The sequence below is a fragment of the Streptomyces pratensis genome (assembly GCF_016804005.1).
Classification (GTDB): Bacteria; Actinomycetota; Actinomycetes; order Streptomycetales; family Streptomycetaceae; genus Streptomyces; species Streptomyces pratensis_A.
On the sequence record NZ_CP051486.1, the window covers coordinates 6948307 to 6961916 of the forward strand.

Annotated in this window: 11 protein-coding genes; 3 read left to right on the forward strand and 8 right to left on the reverse strand. The window is 71.5% G+C overall.

All coding sequences use genetic code 11. The features are described 5' to 3' along the window. Positions 1 to 166: 166 nt before the first annotated feature. The 6 genes from HED23_RS29015 to iolC form a co-directional block, all read right to left on the reverse strand. On the reverse strand, positions 167 to 1207 hold the full coding sequence (locus HED23_RS29015) for an aminoglycoside phosphotransferase family protein (protein ID WP_203186313.1): 1041 nt from the start codon (positions 1205 to 1207) through the stop codon (positions 167 to 169). 78 nt (positions 1208 to 1285) lie between these two features. Next, positions 1286 to 2785 carry a CoA-acylating methylmalonate-semialdehyde dehydrogenase gene (locus HED23_RS29020; protein WP_203186314.1) on the reverse strand — a complete coding sequence of 500 codons (1500 nt, stop codon included), beginning with the start codon at positions 2783 to 2785 and terminating at the stop codon, positions 1286 to 1288. Positions 2786 to 2798: 13 nt separating this feature from the next. Continuing rightward, positions 2799 to 4712, reverse strand: a complete 1914-nt coding sequence (gene iolD / locus HED23_RS29025) for a 3D-(3,5/4)-trihydroxycyclohexane-1,2-dione acylhydrolase (decyclizing) (RefSeq protein ID WP_203186315.1) — start codon at positions 4710 to 4712, stop codon at positions 2799 to 2801. Beyond that, on the reverse strand, positions 4709 to 5593 hold the full coding sequence (iolB, locus tag HED23_RS29030; protein ID WP_203186316.1) for a 5-deoxy-glucuronate isomerase: 885 nt from the start codon (positions 5591 to 5593) through the stop codon (positions 4709 to 4711). Before iolB ends, iolD begins: the two co-directional genes overlap by 4 nt. 79 nt (positions 5594 to 5672) lie before the next feature. Further along, the gene (locus HED23_RS29035) at positions 5673 to 6563 is read right to left on the reverse strand and encodes a Cgl0159 family (beta/alpha)8-fold protein (RefSeq protein WP_203186317.1); all 891 of its coding nucleotides are present in this window, start codon (positions 6561 to 6563) and stop codon (positions 5673 to 5675) included. After that, positions 6560 to 7657, reverse strand: coding sequence for a 5-dehydro-2-deoxygluconokinase (iolC, locus tag HED23_RS29040; RefSeq protein ID WP_203186318.1), 1098 nt, complete (start codon positions 7655 to 7657; stop codon positions 6560 to 6562). The genes HED23_RS29035 and iolC overlap by 4 nt, the downstream gene beginning before the upstream one ends. 168 nt (positions 7658 to 7825) lie before the next feature. Between iolC and HED23_RS29045 the strand changes: the two genes are divergently transcribed. Continuing rightward, complete coding sequence (locus tag HED23_RS29045) at positions 7826 to 8752, forward strand: sugar phosphate isomerase/epimerase family protein (protein WP_203186319.1); 927 nt, start codon at positions 7826 to 7828, stop codon at positions 8750 to 8752. A gap of 207 nt (positions 8753 to 8959) precedes the next feature. Continuing rightward, on the forward strand, positions 8960 to 9151 hold the full coding sequence (locus tag HED23_RS29050) for a helix-turn-helix transcriptional regulator (protein WP_203186320.1): 192 nt from the start codon (positions 8960 to 8962) through the stop codon (positions 9149 to 9151). A gap of 102 nt (positions 9152 to 9253) precedes the next feature. Here HED23_RS29050 and HED23_RS29055 read toward each other — a convergent pair whose 3' ends face one another. Next, the gene (locus tag HED23_RS29055) at positions 9254 to 10306 is read right to left on the reverse strand and encodes a zinc-dependent alcohol dehydrogenase family protein (RefSeq protein ID WP_203186321.1); all 1053 of its coding nucleotides are present in this window, start codon (positions 10304 to 10306) and stop codon (positions 9254 to 9256) included. 56 nt (positions 10307 to 10362) lie between these two features. Then, positions 10363 to 12627 carry an MMPL family transporter gene (locus HED23_RS29060; RefSeq protein ID WP_203186322.1) on the reverse strand — a complete coding sequence of 755 codons (2265 nt, stop codon included), beginning with the start codon at positions 12625 to 12627 and terminating at the stop codon, positions 10363 to 10365. A 159-nt stretch (positions 12628 to 12786) separates the two neighbouring features. Here HED23_RS29060 and HED23_RS29065 point away from each other — a divergent pair, with 159 nt between their 5' ends. After that, on the forward strand, positions 12787 to 13527 hold the full coding sequence (locus tag HED23_RS29065; protein WP_238442151.1) for a TetR/AcrR family transcriptional regulator: 741 nt from the start codon (positions 12787 to 12789) through the stop codon (positions 13525 to 13527). Positions 13528 to 13610: the final 83 nt, after the last annotated feature.

Sequence of the window (13610 nt, forward strand, 5' to 3'; positions counted from 1 at the left end):
ACGTGGCTCCTTCCCGCCGCGGGCGCGGTGGGAAGAAGCCGCCGACGTGACCGCCCGGGTCAGCGGGAGCCGAGCAGCGTGCGCCAGGTGTTCGGGCCTATGACGCCGTCGACCGGTCTCTTCACAGCCGGAGCGTCGTTCCGGGGAACGCCCGCCACGCGCGGATCTACGGACGTCGCCTCGGCACCGGGCGCAGCGTCGGCCAGCGGTCGAGGACCGCACGGCGCAGGTCTGCGGCGAGGACTCGGAGCCGCCGCATGTCCCCGTCTGCCGTGAGCATGTCGGCGACCACCCCGAGCCGGTGGACGAGGCGTTGGCGGGCGGTGGCCGTGCCCCATTCCCAGTCCTCGTCCGGGACGCGGGCGAGGTGGTCGGTACCGTCGCGGTGGGCGCGCTGGACCAGGGCGTCGCCCCGGATCAGCCAGCCCGCGCAGGCGTCGGCGAGACCGGCGTCCGGGAGCGCCGTGCCGGTCTCGGTGTGCCATGTGGTGCGGTATGCGGCCTCCGCCCGTTCCAGCAGGGGGGCGGCCGCTCTCGTGACGCACCAGCAGGTCGGAAAACCGATGCGGAGGTACGCGAGTTCCATCAGGCCGCTGCCCAGGGACGCCTGCTCGAAGTCGATGAACCTGACGCCGTCCGGGGTGTGCAGGTCGTTGCCGGGGCACGGGTCGCCGTGGAGCAGGGCGGTCCCTTCCGCCCGGCCGAGACGCTCCACGAGGGCGTGGAGTTCGTCCCGTACTCCCGGCGCCCCGGGGACCCCGAGGGTCTCGGCGAGGGTGAGGAAAGACGCGACGTCGGCGCCGGTCGGGCCCTGCCAGCGGGGCAGGGTTCCCGCGTCACCGGGGCCGGCGGTGCTGTGCAGCCTGGCGAGTGCCGTCGCGTGGGCGACGATCCAGTCGGGCGCGGGCCGCCGGTGGTCGAGGTGTTCGAGGACGAGGACCCGCTCGGCGGGGTCGGTACCGAGGATCGCGGGCACGACCGGGGAACCGGATGCCCGGCCGGCGATGCGCAGGGCGGCCACCTCGCGCTCGTACCGCTCGTCGGCCCCGGGGCCTGCCACCAGTTGCTTCAGCACGGCGGGGCGCCCGGACAGCTCGATGCGCCAGACCTGTGAGCGGGGGCTGCTCTCCAGGAGGGACGGGTGTGCGGGCGGGCCCAGCCGGTCCCTCAGGGCCTTGCCGAACGGAAGCTGCGAGGCCGTCTCCATGCGGCCAGTGTTCCACTCCCGGGCTCCCACGCCCCCGCCTTTTCCGAGCGGCGGGGACGTGAGGGCTCCGGGCGGGGGTCAGTGGTTGCGGGGGAAGCCGAGGTCCACGCCCGCCGGGGCGTCGGCCGGGTCGGGCCAGCGGGTGGTGACGACCTTGCCGCGTGTGTAGAAGTGCACGCCGTCGTTGCCGTAGATGTGGTGGTCGCCGAAGAGGGAGTCCTTCCATCCCCCGAAGGAGTGGTAGCCCACCGGCACCGGGATCGGGACGTTGACGCCGACCATCCCGGCCTCGATCTCCAGCTGGAAGCGGCGGGCCGCCCCGCCGTCCCGCGTGAAGATCGCGGTGCCGTTGCCGAAGGGCGACGCGTTCATGAGGGCGACGCCGTCCTCGTACGTGTCGACACGCAGGACGCAGAGGACCGGGCCGAAGATCTCGTCGCGGTAGGCGTCGGAGTCCGTGGCGACGTTGTCGAGGAGGGACAGGCCGATCCAGTGCCCGTCCTCGAATCCCTCGACCGTGTGACCGGTGCCGTCGAGGACGACGTCGGCACCCTGTGCGGCGGCCCCGGTGACGTAGGAGGCGACCTTGTCCCGGTGCGCGGCCGTGATCAGCGGGCCCATCTCGGAGGTGGGGTCCGTGCCGGGGCCGATCTTGATCTTCTCGGCGCGTTCGCGGATCTTCGCCACCAGCTCGTCGGCGACGGAACGCACGGCGACGACTGCGGAGATGGCCATGCAGCGCTCGCCCGCCGAGCCGTACGCGGCGGAGACGGCGGCGTCGGCCGCGGCGTCGAGGTCTGCGTCCGGGAGGACGAGCATGTGGTTCTTCGCACCGCCGAGGGCCTGGACCCGCTTGCCGTTGGCGGAGGCGGTGGCGTGGATGTACCGGGCGATGGGGGTGGACCCGACGAAGGAGACGGCGGCGACGTCGGGGTGGGCGAGGAGCCCGTCCACGGCCACCTTGTCACCGTGCAGGACGTTCAGCACGCCGTCGGGGAGGCCGGCCTCGGCGGCCAGCTCGGCCAGCAGGTTGGCGGCGGAGGGGTCCTTCTCGCTGGGCTTCAGGACGAAGGTGTTCCCGCAGGCGACGGCCAGCGGGAACATCCACATCGGCACCATGGCGGGGAAGTTGAACGGTGTGATGCCGGCGACGACGCCGAGCGGCTGCCGGATCGAGGAGACGTCGACCCGGCTGGAGACCTCGGTCGACAGCTCGCCCTTGAGCTGCGTGGTGATGCCGCAGGCCAGCTCGACGATCTCCAGGCCCCGGGCGACCTCGCCCAGCGCGTCGGAGTGCACCTTGCCGTGCTCGGCGGTGATCAGCGCGGCGATCTCGTCGCGGTGGGAGTCCAGGAGCGCCCTGTAGCGGAAGAGGACGGCCGTGCGGGCGGAGAGCGAGGAGGTGCCCCAGGTCTCGTAAGCGGTCTTCGCGGCCAGGACCGCGGCGTCGACCTCCTCGGTGGAGGCGAGCGCCACCTGGGTCGTGACGGCGCCGGTCGCCGGGTCGGTGACGGGACCGAAATTGCCCGACGTGCCCTCGACGGTCTTGCCACCGATCCAGTGGTTGACGGTCTTCATGACGGGGTCTCCTTCACAGGTGGCGGCGTCGGGCTGCGATCTGCCGGTCGTACTCTTTCCTGGCCTCGACCGCCGACGGGCGGGTCGCGGTTTCGGCTACGGGAACATCCCACCACGCCTGTGCCGGGGGAGGCCCCGACACAATGTCTGCCGTTTCGGTCTCGACGTAGACACAAGTGGGACGGTCCGCGCCGCGCGCCTCGGCGAGGGCCCGGCGCAGCTCCCCCACCGTCCCGGCGCGCAGGACCCGCATGCCGAGCGAGGCCGCGTTGGCGGCGAGGTCGACGGGAAGCGGGGCGCCGGTGAACGCGCCGTCCGTGGTCCGGTGCCGGTAGGCGGTGCCGAGGCGTTCGGCGCCTACGGACTCGGAGAGACCGCCGATCGACGCGTATCCGTGGTTCTGCAGGATGACGAGCTTGACGGGCAGGCCCTCCTGCACGGCGGTGACGATCTCGGTCGGATTCATCAGGTACGTGCCGTCCCCGACGAGGGCCCACACGGGCCGGTCCGGTGCCGCGAGCTGGACCCCGATGGCGGCGGGGATCTCGTATCCCATGCAGGAGTACCCGTACTCGACGTGGTACTGACGCGGGGAGCGGGTCCGCCACAGCTTGTGGAGGTCGCCCGGGAGGGAGCCCGCCGCATTGATGAGGATGTCCTCCTCGCCGACCAGCTCGTCCAGCAGGCCGAGCACCTGTGCCTGGGTGGGGCGGGCGTCCGGGTCGCCGGCGGCGAAGGCCACGTCCACACGCTCCTCCCAGCGGTCCTTGGCGTCGGCGTACTCGCTCTCGTAGGCGGGGTCGACGCGGTGTCCACGTGCGCCGAGGGCCTCGCCGAGCTCTTCGATCGCGGTGCGGGCGTCCGCGACGAGCGGGAGGGCGGCGAGCTTGTGGGCGTCGAAGCCGGTGATGTTGAGATTGAGGAAGCGGACGGCCGGGTCCGCGAAGAGCGTGCCGGAGGCGGTCGTGAAGTCGGTGTAGCGGGTGCCGATACCGATCACCAGGTCGGCCTCGCGGGCGAGCGCGTCGGCCGTGGCGGTGCCGGTGTGGCCGATGCCGCCCACATCGGCGGGGTGGTCGTGGCGCAGGGAGCCCTTGCCCGCCTGGGTGGAGGCGACGGGGATGCGGGTGGCGGCGGCGAACGCGGCGAGGGCCTCTTCGGCGGCGCTGTGACGGACTCCGCCGCCCGCGACGATCAGGGGGCGGCGTGCGGCGCGCACGGCGCGGACGGCCTGGTCGAGTTCGTGCCGGTCGGGGGCCGGCCTGCGTACGTTCCAGACGCGCGGCGCGAAGAACTCCGCCGGCCAGTCGTACGCCTCGGCCTGCACGTCCTGCGGCAGCGCGAGCGTGACGGCGCCCGTGTCCGCCGGGTCGGCGAGGGTGCGCATGGCCTGGAGCGCGGCCGGGATCAGCGCCTCGGGGCGGGTGATCCGATCGAAGTAGCGGGATACGGGGCGCAGGCAGTCGTTGACCGATACGTCGCCCGCGTGGGCCACTTCGAGCTGCTGGAGCACGGGATCGGCGGGGCGGGTCGCGAAGGTGTCACCGGGCAGGAGCAGCACGGGCAGACGGTTGACGGTGGCGAGCGCGGCACCGGTGACCAGGTTGGTGGCGCCGGGGCCGATGGATGTCGTGACGGCGTGGGCGGAGAGCCGCCCCGACTGGCGGGCGTATCCGACGGCGGCGTGCACCATGGCCTGTTCGTTGCGGCCCTGGAGATAGGGCATGACGGGGCCCGCCTCGACGAGGGCCTGCCCGACACCCGCGACGTTGCCGTGCCCGAAGATGCCCCAGGTGGCTCCGATCAGGCGGTGGCGCCGGCCGTCGCGCTCGGTGTACTGGCGGGAGAGGAAGGCGATGAGTGCCTGGGCGGTGGTGAGCCTCCGGGTGGGCGCGGTCGCGTCGGACGTGCGGCGTGGTGTGGTCACCGGGCGGCCTCCGCGTCGTGCAGCGGCAGTCGGGGGTCGACGGGCTGCTCGGGCCATGTGCCGCGGATCCAGCGGTGGTCCGGATGGTCGCGGATGAGCCATTCGCGCTGTTCGCCCGGGCCCGCCATCACGTTCAGGTAGTACAGGGTGCGGCCGGGCGGTGCGATGGACGGGCCGTGCCAGCCGTCGGGGATCAGGACGGCGTCTCCGGTGGCGACTTCGGCGAGGACGTCCGTCCCTCCGGGACGGGACGGCGACACCCGGTGGTAGCCGAGGCCGTCGCCCTCGACCTCGAAGTAGTAGATCTCCTCGAGCACGCACTCGGTGCCGGGGTGGTGCTCGTCGTGCTTGTGCGGCGGGTACGAGGACCAGTTGCCGCCGGGGGTGAGGACCTCGACGGCGATGAGCCGGTCGCATTCGAACGTGTCGGCGGCGGCGAAGTTGTTCACCTGGCGTGAGCACGTACCGGCACCGCGGAGCTCCACCGGTACCTCCGGCGCGGGGCCGTAGCGAGCGGGGAGTCGTCGCTCGCACTTCGCTCCTGCCAGGGCGAAGCGGCCTCCTGCGCCGGAGGCGATCTGGGCGCGGGCGTCGCGTGGGACGTAGGCGAAATCGGTCACCGCACCGAACACGTCTTTCCTGCCCAGCAGTTCAAAGATCTCACCTGCCGCCTGCACCGTACAGCCACCGGACAACGGCAGGATGATCCATTCGCTCTCCCCGGTTACCAGGGTGTGAACACCACCCGGCTCGAGCTCGAGGACACGCAGACTCGACCGCTCCCACCCGGCCCGCTCCGGGTCGATGTCGAGGACGTAGGAGCCACGCGCGGCATGGCCGGACCTGAGGTGGTACCTCTGCTGCTCGTCGGTCGTCGTCATGGCTCCATCCCTACCCCTCGTCCGGCTGTTCACGGAAGCGTCGCGGCCATGCGCCCGGCGGAGTACCACGACCGTGCGTTCACAGGAGCCCTACGGCCGTGTCGACCGCTCCCGCCACGTCTCCGTCGGCGGGGTAGAGCAGTGAACGCCCGACCACCAGCCCCTGGACGGTGGGCAGTCGCAGCGCCCCGCGCCATTTCTCGTACGCGGCGTCCGGATCTCCCGTGACCTCACCGCCGAGCAGGACTGCGGGGAGCGTCGAGGCGCGCATCACCCGGCCCATGTCGTCGGGGTCGTCGGTGACGGGGACCTTGAGCCAGGTGTACGCGGACGTCCCGCCCAGACCCGAGGCGATGGCGATGGAGGTGGTGACGGCGGTGGCGCCCAGGTCCGTACGGAGCCCGTGGGCGGTGCGATGGCAGAGGAACGGCTCGATGAAGACCGGCATCCTGAGAGCGGCCATCTCGTCCACGGTGCGTGCCGCGGTGTGCAGGGTGTCCAGGGAGCCGGGGTCGTCGTGGTCGATCCTCAGCAGGAGCTTGCCGGCGTCGTAGCCGTGGCTCGCGAGGTCGGCGGGGCGATGCCCGGTGAAGCGGTCGTCGAGCTCGAAGGCGGCTCCCGCGAGTCCGCCGCGATTCATGGACCCGAGGACGACCTTGCCCTCCAGCGCGCCGAGGAGCAGCAGGTCCTCCAGGACGTCGGCGCCCGCGAGCACCCCGTCGACGCCGGGGCGGGCAAGAGCGAGGCAGAGCCGTTCCAGCAGGCCGAACCGGTCGGCCATGGCCAGGTCGTCGTCACCGACGGCGAGGGCGCCACGGGCCGGGTGATCCGCCGCGATGATCATCAGGCGTCCGCTGGGACCGACGAGTGGCCGCCTGCGGCGGGCGGCGGCCGCCTCGGCGACGGCCTCGGGACGGTGGGCACGGAGCCGGACGAGATCGGTGAAGCCGGCTGCGGCGGGCGGGGTCACGGGGCGGTTCCCGTGGCTACGCCGGCCACTCCGTCGGCGAGCGCCTGTTCGACCTCCTGCGGGTACGGCATGGCGGACGAACAGGCGAGGCGGGAGGCGACGATGGCCCCGGCCGCGTTGGCATAGCGCATGACGCGTTCGGTGTCCCAGCCGGCGAGGAGGCCGTGGCAGAGGGCGCCACCGAAGGCGTCTCCGGCGCCCAGCCCGTTGACGACGTCGACGGGGAGGGGCTGGATCTCGACGGTGGTTCCGTCGCGGTGGACGGCGAGGACTCCCTCCGGTCCCTGTTTGACGACGGCGAGTTCGGGCCCGGCCGCGAGCAGGGCGCGTGCGGCCGCGTGCGGTTCGCGTTCTCCGGTGGCGATCTCGCACTCGTCCAGGTTGCCGACGGCGACCGTGGCGTGTGCAAGGGCTTCGCGGTAGCGGGCGCGGGCGACTTCGTCGTCACGGCCCTTCCCGCCCTTCCCTTCACCTCTGCCACTTCCATCACTCCGGTGGCTCCCGTCCCTCCCGTCGTCCTTCCCGTCGCCCTTCCCGTCGCCCCAGAACATGGGGCGCCAGTCGAGGTCGAAGACGGTGATGCGAGGGGGGCCCGAAGCGTCCGCCGCCGATTCAGCGCCGCGGGCCCGGAGCGCGGTGAGGGTCGCGGTGCTGCTGGGTTCGGCGCACAGGCCGGTTCCGGTCATCCAGAAGATCCGGGCGGCCCGCACTGCGTCCAGGTCGAGCTCCTCGCCGAGGATCTCCAGGTCCGGCGCCTTGGGCTGCCGGTAGAAGTAGAGGGGGAAGTGGTCCGGCGGAAAGATCTCGCAGAAGGTGACCGGGGTCGGATACTCCGCCACGGCGCTCACCCACCGGTCGTCCACCCCGAACTCCCCCAGCGCCTGACGGAGGTAGTCGCCGAACGCGTCCCGGCCGGTCCGGGTGATCACAGCCGTTCGCCGCCCCAGCCGGGCAGCGGCCACAGCCACGTTGGAGGGCGAGCCGCCGAGGAACTTCCCGAAGGTCTCGACCTGGGCCAGCGGTACACCGGTCTGCAGCGGGTAGATGTCCACCCCGATCCGCCCCATGGTGATCACGTCGTACGGCTCAGGCATACGCATCCCTTCGACCCGGTGCTCCGGCCCGGCACATCGTCCCGGGAGTCGGCCACGGCCGGACGGCCGCTCCCAGGTCTAGCCCTCGCCGGGAACCCTGTCAACACTTTGTCCGGACATTCGGACGAACTCTTGACACCCCTCCTCGGGGATTGGAGGGTGGGCGATATGACCTCCTCCGTACCCTCTCCGGCCCGCATCCGCATCGGCTCGGCACCTGACTCATGGGGAGTGTGGTTCCCCGACGATCCGCAGCAGGTGCCTTGGGAGCGATTCCTCGACGAGGTCTCCGAGGCCGGATACGAGTGGATCGAGCTCGGCCCCTACGGCTATCTGCCGACCGAACCCGCCCGGCTGGCCGATGAGACCGCCCGCCGGAATCTCGCGGTCTCCGCGGGCACCGTCTTCACCGGATTGCACCACGGTCCGGCGGTCTGGGACCGGACCTGGGAGCATGTCGCGGGCATCGCGGCACTCACCCGGGCGATGGGCGCCGGGTACCTGGTGGTCATCCCGTCGTTCTGGCGGGACGACAAGACGGGTGAAGCGCTGGAGGACCGCACACTCACGGCCGCGCAGTGGCGTGACCTCGCCACCCAGACGGAACGCCTGGCCCGCGAGGTGGGCGACCGCTACGGACTGCGGATCGTGGTGCACCCGCACGCCGATACGCACATCGACAGCGAGGAGAACGTCAACCGCTTCCTCGACGCCACCGACCCCGGCCTGGTCTCCCTCTGCCTCGACACCGGCCACTACGCGTACTGCGGCGGGGACAGCGTCAAGCTGATCCGGACCTACGGCGAACGGATCGGCTATCTGCACCTCAAGCAGGTCGACCCGGCGGTCCTGGCCGATGTCGTGGCGAACGAGGTGCCGTTCGGCCCGGCCGTGGCACGTGGCGTGATGTGCGAGCCGCCCGGTGGGGTGCCCGCACTGGAGCCGGTGCTCGACGCCGCGCGTGCTCTGGGAACCGACCTGTTCGCCATCGTCGAGCAGGACATGTACCCCTGCCCGCCCGACAAGCCTCTGCCGATCGCACGCCGCACCCGCGAGTTCCTCCGCACCTGCGGGCCCGCACGGCCGTCCTCCTGAATCCCTCGGACACCTCTCGCCACAGCAGTCACTCCTCTGTCACATATGTCCGCGTTCCGCTGAGCCTGTGTCACGGACCCGCGACGCCCCCCGCCCCGCCCGGGACGGCCTCGTTCACCGGGGCAGAAACGCACGGGCGTACAGAGACACGGGCGTACAGGAACACGGGCGTACAGAGACACACGGGTGCACGGAGAGGTGTCATTCATGACGGACAGAACGCTCTGGTCGTACAAGGACATTGCGGCGCACATCCAGGTCCAGCCGGACACGATCCGTTCGTATCGCAAGCACGGGCTCCTTCCGCCTCCCGACGATGTCCGGAACGGAAAGCCCTACTGGTACGTGGACACCGTCCTCGCGTGGATCGCGTCCCGGCCCAGCAACCGGGGCCGTTGAGCCCGACCGGCCACCGGACACATGGCCGGCCGCCCGGCACCTGCCCGACTACCGGACCCAGGCCGAACCGAACGCCCGGGCACCTGCCCGACTGCCGGGCGATCAGGCTCCCTTCGCCGGCTCGATGATCGTGACGCCCGCTCCGGGCGCGGTGCCCATCGCGGCGAGGGCAGCGGGGGCCGCGCCCAGGGGGATGGTGGAGGTCACGAGCAGATCAGGCCGCAGGGTCCCGGCTCGCACCATGTCCATCATCGGCGGGTAGGCGTGAGCGGCCATGCCGTGGCTGCCGAGGATCTCCAGCTCCAGCGCGATCACCCGCGCCATGGGAACGACGGGGTCACCGGCCGCCGAGGGCAGCAGCCCGACCTGGACATGCCGGCCCTGCCGCCGAAGGCTGCGGACCGAGGCCGCGCAGGTGACGGGGGAGCCCAGCGCGTCCAGCGACAGATGCGCACCGCCGCCGGTCAGTTCGTGTACGGCCTCGTCCGCACCGGCGGGGTGCGCGGAGGCATCCACGCAAGCGGACGCGCCGAACGCCCGCGCCAGCTCCAGAGCCCGCCGCGAGACATCGACGGCGACGACCCTCGCACCGCACGCCACCGCGATCATCACGGCCGACAGCCCGACTCCGCCGCACCCGTGCACGGCGACCCACTCCCCGGGGGCCACCCGCCCCTGTCCCACCACGGCCCGGAACGCAGTGGCGAACCGGCACCCGAGTCCGGCCGCCGTGGCGGACGACAGGCCTTCGGGCACGGCGACCAGATTGACGTCCGCCTGTTCCAGCGCCACGTACTCGGCGAAGGATCCCCAGTGGGTGAAGCCCGGCTGGGTCTGCCTCTCACAGACCTGCTGAGCACCGGCCGCACAGGCGGGGCACCGGCCGCAGGCGCAGACGAAGGGCACGGTGACCCGGTCGCCTGCCCGCCAGTTGTGCACACCGGGTCCCGCTTCCTCGACCACTCCGGCCAGTTCGTGCCCGGGTACGTGCGGGAGGACGATGTCCGGGTCGTGGCCCATCCAGCCGTGCCAGTCACTCCGGCACAGCCCCGTGGCCTCGACCCGGACCACCACTCCCCCTGCCGAGGGGGTGGGGTCCGGGATGTCCCGGACCCGGGCCTCCTGCCCGAACTCCTCGAACACCACTGCCCGCATCGGCCCCGCCTCCCGTGGTCCCGGCTCGCGCCGTCCGGCTCCCTGACCCGGCGAATCTACGCCCCGGCCGTGATCTTGTCCCGCTCCCGTCCGGTCGCTCCGGACATCTCATCGGCGTCCTGGCGCCCCGGCGGGGCCGACTCCCCTTCGCTCAGCCCGAAGCGCCTGTGAAAGGCGCGCAGCGGCGCGGGGGCCCACCAGGTGACGCGGCCCATCAGCTTCATGACGGCCGGCACCAGCAGGCTGCGTATCACCATGGCGTCCATCAGCACGGCCAGCGCGATCCCGAGCCCGAGCATCTTCGTGTTGGTCACGCGCGAGGTGCCTATGGCGACCATCACGACAGCCAGGATGACGGCGGCCGCCGTGATCAGTCCGCCGGTGTGACGGAGCCCGAACGTCACCGAATGCTCGTGGTCGCCGGTTCGGTCGTACTCCTCCTTGATCCGGGAGAGCAGGAACACGCCGTAGTCCATGGACAGACCGAAGGCGACGCAGAACATCAGCACGGGCAGGCTCGTCTCTATGTCACCTGTGCTGGTGAAGGAGAGGATCCCGGACAGATTTCCGTCCTGGAAGACCCAGACCACCGCTCCGAACATGGCTGTCAGGCTGAGCGCGTTGAGCACGACCGCCTGGAGCGGTATCAGAACGCTGCCGGTCAGCAGGAAGACCAGCAACAGCGTCACGACGACGATGATCCCCACCGCCCAGGGAAGCCGGTCCGCTATGGCGTCCTTGGAGTCGACCAGGACGGCCGCCGTCCCGGTCACCGAGGTGTCGAACGGTGCGGGCTCGGCCCTCAGCTCGCGGACCAGGTCCTGGGCCCCCTGCCCGACGGACTCCCCCTCCGGCAGGACGTCGAAGTACGCCGATCCCTCTCCCGTGACGGGGCCGTCGACCCGCTGCACCCCGGGGATCGCGGCGATCCGTTCCCGGAAGTCGGCGTACTGGCCCGGGCTCGCAGCACCTGCGGCGAGCACCTCGAGTCCGCCGCCGGGGCTGCCGGGGAAGCCCTCCCGTATGTGCTCCTGAACTACGCGGGACTCGGCTGTGGCGGGCAGCTGCCGGTCGTCCGCCGTACCGAACTTCACGCCGAGGAACGGGAGCCCAAGGAGGACGAGCCCGACCGTGGTCACCACGGCGAACACAGGAGCCCTGCGCATCACCAGCACCGAGAAGCGGGCCCACCCTCTGCCCGGACCATCGGCTGCGCCCGGCCCCTCCCCCGCACCCGCTCCGGCGGCCGGCTTTCCGCGCCGACGCAGCAGGCGGCGCAGGTCGAGGGAATTGACCCGTGGGCCGAGCAGCATCAGCGCGGCCGGCAGCAGGATCAGGGCAGCGGCGGCGGCCAGCAGCACCACGGCGATGCCCGCGTAGGCGAACGAGCGCAGGAAGTACTGCGGGAAGACCATCATGGCGGCCAGCGACACCGCCACCGTGAGCGCGGAGAACAGCACTGTGCGTCCGGCCGTGCGCAGGGTCGTGCCGATCGCCGTCCGGGTGTCGGCCCCGGCGGCCAGCTCCTCACGGAAGCGGCGCACGATGAACAGGGCGTAGTCGATGGCGAGTCCGAGGCCCAGCGCAGTGGTGAGGTTCTGGGCGAAGACCGAGACATCGGTGAATTCGGTGATGCCGCGCAGGACGGCGTTGGTCCCGAGGATCGCGACGATGCCGACGCCGAGCGGCAGCAGGGCCGCGATCGCGCTGCCGAAGACCATGACCAGCAGGACCAGCGTCACGGGCAGGGCGATGAGCTCGGCCCGCAGTAGGTCCTCCTGGATGATGCTCTGCATCTCGTGCTGCACGGCGACGGGTCCGCCGACGGTGACCTCCACCGGTCCGTGCTTGCCCCGGTAGGAGGGGGCTATCCGGTCGAGGATCTCGCCGGCGGCCTTCTCGTCGCCTTCGATCCGGGCGGCGACGATCGCTTCGTGCCCGTCCGTGGAGCGCAGCGCCGGGGACTTCGTCCGCCAGTACGAGCCCACGCCCACGATGCCCGGCTCGGCCGACAGCCGCTCGGCGAGCCGGGCGCCTTCTGCGGCCACCGAGGGGTCGTCGACGGAGGCACCGCCGCTGTCGACGAGAAGGAGCAGGTTGGGCTGTGAGTCGGGGAACTCACGCTCCAGCGCCTGGGTCGCGTAGGTGGACTCGGCGTCGGGCGCCTCCCAGCCGCCACTGCCCATCCGGTCGGCCACTCCGCCGCCGGCGAACACGGCGAGCGCCGTGATCACCAGGGCGGCCAGCAATGTGAGCCGTGGCCGCGCTGTGACGAAGCGGGTCCACCCACCGACACGCTCTGCGCTGTTGACTTCGGACATGGTGCGGTGTCCCCTTCACCGGGACCCGGGGCAGCACAGGGCAGCACGGGTCGGCCATTGCCTCGTACACTGACAAACACGAGCACCCGCTCGCGTTTCCTCAGAATGCGAGCGCCTACTCGCATTTGTCAACCGCGTCTTGAAAGCTGGGGATCGACCGTGCCGGAGGCCAGAGCGGAAGAATCCGCCACACCCACGCAGAGCCACGAGCGGGAGAAGGGCGCGGGAGACGCCCCGGCGGCCGGCGAGGGCGCGGGCGGGCGGCCGCGCCGCCGTCAGGCGCGCGGCGAGGCCCGCATCGCCCAGTTGCTCGAAGCCGCGGCCGAGGTCTTCAGCGCCAGCGGATACAACGGCGCCAGCACCAACGCCATCGCCCGCGAGGCCGGCGTCTCACCCGGCACGCTGTACCAGTTCTTCCCCAACAAGGAAGCCATCGCCATCGAGCTCGGCGAACAGCTCATGCACCGCTGGCGGGAGACGTACGGCGCCGCATTCGTCGTCAGCCGCGTCGAACTGCCGCTCGACCGGATGCTGGACACGGTCCTCGACCCGCTGATCGCCTTCAACTGCGAGAACCCGGCCTTCGCCGTACTCACCCACGGATCCGAGATCCCGGGCGTCATCACCCGGGAGCACGACGTCATGCACGCGGCCATGCTCACCAGGACCGAACAACTGCTCAGCGCCTACCTGCCGGACCTCTCCCCGGACCAGGCCACCCGCACCGCCGAGATGTCCTTCACCCTCTTCAAGGCCGGACTGGACCTGATCATGTCGCACGATGGAGCCGAACGGGACGCGTACATCAGGGAGTTGAAGACCGTGATGCACCGCTACCTGGAGCCCTTGATGTGTGACGCGCCCGACGCGGCGACAGCCAGGAAGGTTGATACCCCCTAGGGGTATAGTGGTGCGTGCGGGCCGGCGCACCGGGTACCCCGGCGCCCTCTCGTGCCACATCCGCCACATACACATGTGCCTGC

Bases quoted from the DNA above. Each gene is read 5' to 3' on its own strand.
- HED23_RS29015 (WP_203186313.1), bottom strand. From the start codon at position 1,207: ATGGAGACGGCCTCGCAGCTTCCGTTCGGCAAGGCCCTGAGGGACCGG.
- HED23_RS29020 (WP_203186314.1), bottom strand. From the start codon at position 2,785: ATGAAGACCGTCAACCACTGGATCGGTGGCAAGACCGTCGAGGGCACG.
- iolB (WP_203186316.1), bottom strand. From the start codon at position 5,593: ATGACGACGACCGACGAGCAGCAGAGGTACCACCTCAGGTCCGGCCAT.
- iolC (WP_203186318.1), bottom strand. From the start codon at position 7,657: ATGCCTGAGCCGTACGACGTGATCACCATGGGGCGGATCGGGGTGGAC.
- HED23_RS29045 (WP_203186319.1), top strand. From the start codon at position 7,826: ATGACCTCCTCCGTACCCTCTCCGGCCCGCATCCGCATCGGCTCGGCA.
- HED23_RS29050 (WP_203186320.1), top strand. From the start codon at position 8,960: ATGACGGACAGAACGCTCTGGTCGTACAAGGACATTGCGGCGCACATC.
- HED23_RS29055 (WP_203186321.1), bottom strand. From the start codon at position 10,306: ATGCGGGCAGTGGTGTTCGAGGAGTTCGGGCAGGAGGCCCGGGTCCGG.
- HED23_RS29060 (WP_203186322.1), bottom strand. From the start codon at position 12,627: ATGTCCGAAGTCAACAGCGCAGAGCGTGTCGGTGGGTGGACCCGCTTC.